Here is a 6,513-nt window from a genome sequence, read left to right on the forward strand (position 1 = left end):
AACGAGACCTCGGTCTTGGGTGAACCTTAGTTGAACCCATCGTCTGATGAAGCCACGAAAGCCTCTTTCGGCCCATACTTATGCTTAAGCTGTAGGGGTGAGTTCTGTCGCCTTTGCTCTGATGTGGTGCCTGATCGGGCTTTCTCTCGGTCTGGTCAGCCACTTTGCGTTGCGCAAAAGCGACCGCCAACGCGCCGAATGGGCGGTCGTGGATGAACCTACCATCAGCGACGGCGCGGCACAGGTCTTGGCCGTCGTGGGGCAAGCCTACGTCTTGGTGGACGCGGTCGACGGCGTCGTGAGGGCCTCGCAAGGTTCCTATGCGTACGGGCTCGTGCGCGGGCACAGCCTTACCCAACCCGAACTCCTGGACCTCATCCGGCAAGTCCGGCGGGATGGCGTGATTCTGGAAAAGACCGTCGAAATATCCCGCGGCCCGATGGGCCAGGGAGTCCTCGTGCTTAACGTTCGGATTGCCCCCGTGGCGGACGAATACATTCTGATGCTTGCCGACGATCGCACCGAGATCACTAGAGCCCAGGCGATTCGTACGGACTTTGTGGCCAACGTTTCGCACGAGCTCAAAACCCCCGTGGGAGCCGTCCGGCTTTTGGCCGAGGCCATCGAAGGATCGTCGGAGGATCCTGAGGCGGTTCGACACTTCACGAAGAGGTTGCACAAAGAGACGACGCGACTCACCGCCCTCGTGCATGACATCATCGAGCTCTCCCGGCTTCAGGGAACGGACATCGTCCAAAAGGGCAAGATTATTGACGTGAATCAGTTGGTTCACGAGGCCGCAGACCGCAACAAATTGACGGCCGAAAACAAGAACATCTCCATTCGTGTGGGCGGGGCCGCGACTCGACCCGTTCACGGAGACCCGGAACTGTTGATGACTGCCCTCCGCAATTTGATCGATAACGCCATCCGATATTCGCCGGATAACACCCGAATCGGCGTTGGCATACGATCTAAAGACGGCATGATCGCGATTTCCGTCAAAGACCAGGGCCCGGGGATTCCGGAGGACGAACAAGACCGAATCTTCGAGCGTTTCTATCGGGTAGACGCCGCGCGTTCGCGGCAAACCGGCGGTACCGGCTTAGGCCTGTCGATCGTCAAACACGTGATGGCCCAACATGGCGGAGAAATTTCGCTCTGGTCCACGCCCGGGCAAGGCTCGACGTTTACCGTGACGCTTCCCGAGCTCGACGAGGCGACCGAACGAGACCTGCGCGAGGCGGAATCGGAGCCCGCGCCGGTCCGCGATCAAGAACCCGTATCCATCCTCAGGATGGATCAACCTTCCGCGCCAGACGCGGACAACGACACTACCCATACCCGGCAAAGCCGGGGTTGACGAGGAGGAATCTCTCGCATGACGCGAATCCTGGTAATCGAGGATGAGGAAGCCCTCAGCGAGCCCCTGGCATTTCTTTTGGGCCGCGAAGGGTTTGAAGTGACGGTCATCGACAACGGCCTCGACGCCGTCGCCGAATTCGATCGTGCCGGAGCCGACCTCGTTCTCCTCGATCTGATGCTCCCAGGCCAGTCGGGCACGGAGGTCTGCAAACAGATTCGTCAGCGCTCGCAGGTTCCGATCATCATGCTGACCGCCAAGGACACGGAGATCGACAAGGTCGTCGGCTTGGAGCTGGGCGCGGATGACTATGTCACCAAGCCGTATTCTTCCCGGGAGCTTGTCGCCCGAATCCGTGCGGTCTTACGCCGGCAGAGCGAAACGGAAGAACTTGTCTCGTCCACGGTGGAGGGCGGCCCGGTGCGCATGGACATTGAGAGGCACGTGGTGAGCGTCAATCGTGAACAGACGGCGATGCCACTCAAGGAGTTCGAATTGCTGGAGATGCTCCTCCGCAACGCGGGACGTGTGCTGACCCGCGGGCAGCTGATCGATCGCGTGTGGGGAAGCGACTACGTCGGCGACACCAAGACACTCGATGTTCACATCAAGCGGCTTCGGTCCAAGATCGAGCCGGACCCCTCGCACCCGAGGTACCTGGTCACCGTCCGCGGCCTCGGCTACAAATTCGAGCCGTAAACCGCCGGTAGCCCCCGTCGTTTTGCTCGGGGGCTTCACCGCCAAAACGCCACGAGGCCCCGTTTCCATCAAGGAAACGGGGCCTCGGAGCGTTGTGCCGCTGGCGCGGCCGACAGGGTTGTTAGGAGGCGCTCGGTGACGAGCTGGTCTCGGCCAAGTTCGGAAGGTACTGCTTGTACTCGTCCAGCGTGCCGTCGAGGACCGGAATATTGGCCGTCGTGCTCTGTGCGCCGGAGCTGATCTTGGTGTTTTCCAAGAGTTCGCCCGGTGCCTTGCCGACGGGCTTAAGCAGGGTTTCCTTCTGCTCGAAACGGACCTCGCCGTTGGCGGGGACCTTGACGTCGGCTTTCGCGTCGCCGGTGTCGATCGTCAGTGTCAGGTCTTTATCTGAGGAGTTGACGACGGTTCCCAGCAAGCGACCGGGTGAGTTCTTGTCCTTGGCAATCACCATGACGTTGCGGAACTTGGCGTCGGCAACATTGGCCTGGACGCCGTCGGAGGCGGCGTAGTGAATGGTGGTCGGTTGCTGATGGATGTAACCGCAACCGGTTGCGGACAGAACGGCTGCGGCAAGAGCCATCGTGACACCGGCGCGCCGGACGTTCTGGCGAGCAAAAGACTTCACGTCTCACTCCTTGTGTGGTGATGCGAGGATCGGCCGACGTTCTGAGGAGAACGCCGAAGACTCATTCTCACGTAAGTTTAGCGCCTTTTGTGGACGCTTCGTCGGTATCCAGGAATATCGCGTGCCGCAGGCAGCGTGAACCTGTGCGCTGACGAGGTGGCCCTCCCCACGATTGGAGGCCAGAGTCCGAATGTGAAGGGTGTCGAAGACCTCAGAATTTGATGAGCTTCATTGTCCGAAACTCGCCTCAAGGGGGTGTATTGAGGCCGTGGTAAACTGGATTGGCTGAAAGGGGTTAATCCATATGCTTTTTGAGGTTGGCGAAACCGTCGTTTACCCTCACCACGGAGCGGCGACGATCGAGGAGATCAAGACGCGCACCGTCAAAGGTGAAGAGAAGATGTATCTCAAATTGCAGGTCGCGCAGGGCGATCTGACGATTGAGGTCCCGGCGGACAACGTCGACATGGTGGGCGTCCGAGACGTCGTCGATGAAAAGGGCCTTCAGGAGGTCATCGGCGTTCTCCAGGCTCAGGACGTCGAGGAAGCTAGTAATTGGTCCCGTCGTTTCAAAGCCAATTCCGAGAAGCTTGCTTCCGGCGATGTGCTCAAGGTTGCCGAGGTCGTCCGCGACTTGTGGCGCCGGGAACAGGTCAAGGGGCTATCCGCTGGAGAGAAGCGGATGCTCTCGAAGGCTCGTCAGATTCTGTCCTCCGAGGTCGCATTGGCCAAGGATATCGACGAGGAAGCCGCAGAGACGGAGCTCGACAAAATTCTCGAGGCGTAATGCTTTAGCGACCGCATCACGGTGAAAGCGCGTTCCTCCACCAAGGAGGGGCGCGCATTTGTCGTTTAACGCGTCGATTCGGGGCTTTGGGCGTGGACGACGAAGCGAGCCCGTATTCTCGTTAGACTGACTGCGTGAGCTTGCGTTTTTACAGTACCGATACGGCCAGTGTCCGAGATTTTGAGCCCGTCTTCCCTGGGGAGGCTCGGCTCTATTACTGTGGCGCCACTGTTCAGGGCATGCCGCATATCGGCCATGTCCGTTCGGCTCTCGTCTTTGACCAGCTCAGCCGCTGGCTGAGGTACCGCGGTTACGCCGTCACCACCGTTCGGAACGTGACCGATATCGATGACAAGATCCTGGTGAATTCGGCCAAGAGTTTTGAACAGGGATACACGGGCACACACCCGCGGGAGCCGTGGTGGGCTCTGGCCTACCGCTTCGAACGCGTTTTTGGGCAGGCCTATCAGGCTTTGGGTATCGAGCAACCGACCTATGAACCGAGGGCCACCGGTCACATTCCCGAGATGATTTCCATGATCCGGGAGCTCATCGATAACGGCCACGCCTACCCGGCCCTCGATGATTCGGGAGACGTGTACTTCGACGTTCGGTCCTGGAAGAGCTACGGTTCCTTGACCAGGCAGAGCATCGACGAGATGCAGGCCGCGCCCGACGCCGACCCCCGAGGCAAGAAGGACCCCCGAGACTTTGCCTTGTGGAAGGGGCATAAAGACGACGAGCCGGAATCTGCTTCTTGGGAGTCGCCGTGGGGTCGGGGGCGTCCGGGATGGCATCTGGAGTGCTCGGCGATGGCCGGAAAATATCTCGGTGAACGTTTCGATATTCATGGTGGCGGCCTTGATCTCAGGTTCCCTCATCATGAAAATGAGCTAGCCCAGTCGACGGCGTCCGGCCGTGGGTTTGCCAATTTTTGGCTCCACAATGGGTTGGTCACGTACGAGGGCGACAAAATGTCGAAGTCGATTGGCAATACGGTTTCCCCGGAGGAAATGTTGGCAACCGCCCGACCCCTCGTCGTCCGCTACTACCTCGGCCAGGCGCACTATCGTTCGATCCTGGACTACCGGCCCACCTCGCTCGACGAGGCGAAGACGGCGGTTGAGCGGGTAGAAAACTTCTTGGTCAATGCTGGCGGAGGCTCGGGACTTGCAGAGGTGCCCGAAGAATTTGGCCGGGCCATGGACGATGACCTGAATATTCCTCAGGCCTTGGCCGTCTTGCACGAGCATGTACGGACGGGAAACTCGGCGCTGTCGGCCAAAGACGGGAGCACGGTCGAGGCTGAAGCTGACGCCGTTCGAGCGATGACGGATGCTTTGGGTTTGACGCAGCTGATGGACTTCGGTTCCGCTGGATCGTCGAACGCGGAGCATCAGGCCTTGGACACGTTGATCCGCTCACTCTTGACCCAACGAGCCGACGCACGGGCCTCGAAAGACTGGGACCGTGCTGACCACATCCGCGACGAATTGTCCGCAGCGGGAATCATCGTGAAAGATTCCGCTGACGGATCAAGCTGGTCGGTCTAAGACCGAACCGGATCAGAAAGGCAAAAATGGCTGACGTGAATCGCCCCGGCGCGATCCGAAAGAAGAAGCGAGCCCCCTTGAAGGGCTCAGGTGGCAAGGGACGCCGTTCCCTCGAGGGCAAGGGCCCGACTCCGCGCGCCGAGGATCGCCCCTACCACAAAGCTCATAAGGCGAAGAAGCTGGCTGAACGTCAGCAACGTTCGGCTGGTCCTGCTCGCCAGCAGCGACTCGGCGGCAAACGCACGAGTGAAGAATTGGTTACGGGGCGGAACGCCGTACTCGAGGCGCTGCGTACGGACATCCCTGCCAAACACATCTTCGTGATGGCGAACCTGGAGCAGGATGAGCGGATCCGCGAAATCCTCACCACCGTGACGCGGCGCAATATCCCGGCTTTGGAAATCACACGTGGAGAAATTGAACGCCTGACCGAGGGCGCCGTCCATCAGGGCGTTGCTTTACAGGTCCCTCCCTACAAGTACCCCGACGCCGGAGACATGACGGCCAGCGTCCTGGAAAAGTGGCATGCAGGGAGCCTTTCGAAGCCCCCGCTGTTTGTGGCCCTGGATGGGATCACTGATCCACGCAACCTCGGCGCGATCATCCGTAGCGTCTCGGCCTTTTCCGGCCACGCGGTGATCGTTCCCGAACGTCGCGCCGCCGGTGTGACGGCGTCTGCATGGAAGACCAGTGCCGGTGCTGTCTCACGAGTTCCTGTTGCCAAAGCGAGCAACCTAAATCGCGTGATTGATCAGCTGAAAGACCAGGGCGTTTTTGTCGTTGGTCTGGCCGGCGACGGCGACGTCGCCCTTCCCGATCTCAATCTGGCGACCGAACCGCTGTGCATCGTCGTGGGATCCGAGGGCAAAGGACTCTCCCGGCTGGTCGCCGAGAAGTGCGATCAGATCGTCTCTATTCCCATCGATTCGGCGATGGAGTCGTTGAACGCGTCGATGGCAGCCGGAATCGCCTTGTACGAGGTCTCTCGCTTGCGGTCACAAGCCTCTTCCTAGAAGAGAGGGCGCGAGCCCGAATACGGTAACCCACATCACGGGCCCTCGAGTTGCGAGGGCCCGTTGACGTATGTAAAGTAATGCGAGTTGCCACGGCGACCGGGTCCAAGACCTGGAAGTGGCTTCCACAAATTTCGCTTTCTTTCAGATTGTCGACTTGCGTCGGAGATCTGAAGGGTATAAACTGAAATATTGTGACTCTCTGAAGCTTCGGTTTCAGAAGGGTGTCGACGAAGTGAACAAGGCGGAAACGTCAAGTTGACTCGCCGAGGAACAGCCGGTAAGGTTGTTCGAGCAAGACCACGGGAGTGATCATCGCTTAGAGCGGTGTTAGTTCCTGATGGGCTCGTTGTTTGAGAACTCAATAGTGTGCTTTGTTTATAGAATGTTGTACCAATGTTTTTTGTAGAAATTCTTGTTGGTTTCAGCATGACCTGATGAACGTTTGATCATCACCCCGTGATGGTTGTTTG

The 6,513-nt window shown here is 59.1% G+C and carries 6 protein-coding genes; 5 read left to right on the forward strand and 1 reads right to left on the reverse strand.

The window, feature by feature from the left end; all coding sequences use genetic code 11:
• The first annotated feature begins 97 nt into the window (after nucleotides 1-97).
• Together D8M21_RS08535 and D8M21_RS08540 are read left to right on the forward strand one after the other, a co-directional pair.
• Nucleotides 98-1,363, forward strand: a complete 1,266-nt coding sequence (locus D8M21_RS08535; protein WP_048681280.1) for an ATP-binding protein — start codon at nucleotides 98-100, stop codon at nucleotides 1,361-1,363.
• Nucleotides 1,364-1,381: 18 nt separating this feature from the next.
• A complete protein-coding gene (locus D8M21_RS08540) occupies nucleotides 1,382-2,062 on the forward strand; it encodes a response regulator transcription factor (RefSeq protein WP_048681286.1) in 681 nt (226 codons plus the stop codon).
• A gap of 121 nt (nucleotides 2,063-2,183) precedes the next feature.
• Here the strand turns inward: D8M21_RS08540 and D8M21_RS08545 are convergent, their stop codons facing one another.
• Nucleotides 2,184-2,687 (reverse strand): hypothetical protein, encoded by a 504-nt coding sequence (locus D8M21_RS08545; protein ID WP_048681290.1) that lies wholly within the window; start codon nucleotides 2,685-2,687, stop codon nucleotides 2,184-2,186.
• A 304-nt stretch (nucleotides 2,688-2,991) separates the two neighbouring features.
• Between D8M21_RS08545 and D8M21_RS08550 the strand changes: the two genes are divergently transcribed.
• The 3 genes from D8M21_RS08550 (at nucleotide 2,992) to rlmB (ending at nucleotide 6,040) form a co-directional block, all read left to right on the forward strand.
• Nucleotides 2,992-3,474, forward strand: coding sequence for a CarD family transcriptional regulator (locus D8M21_RS08550; protein ID WP_048681292.1), 483 nt, complete (start codon nucleotides 2,992-2,994; stop codon nucleotides 3,472-3,474).
• Between the two features lie 134 nt (nucleotides 3,475-3,608).
• A complete protein-coding gene (gene cysS / locus D8M21_RS08555; RefSeq protein ID WP_048681294.1) occupies nucleotides 3,609-5,027 on the forward strand; it encodes a cysteine--tRNA ligase in 1,419 nt (472 codons plus the stop codon).
• A gap of 26 nt (nucleotides 5,028-5,053) precedes the next feature.
• Nucleotides 5,054-6,040, forward strand: a complete 987-nt coding sequence (gene rlmB, locus D8M21_RS08560; RefSeq protein WP_048681297.1) for a 23S rRNA (guanosine(2251)-2'-O)-methyltransferase RlmB — start codon at nucleotides 5,054-5,056, stop codon at nucleotides 6,038-6,040.
• Nucleotides 6,041-6,513: the final 473 nt, after the last annotated feature.

The organism is Kocuria sp. HSID16901, assembly GCF_003989425.1.
Taxonomy (GTDB): domain Bacteria; phylum Actinomycetota; class Actinomycetes; order Actinomycetales; family Micrococcaceae; genus Rothia; species Rothia massiliensis.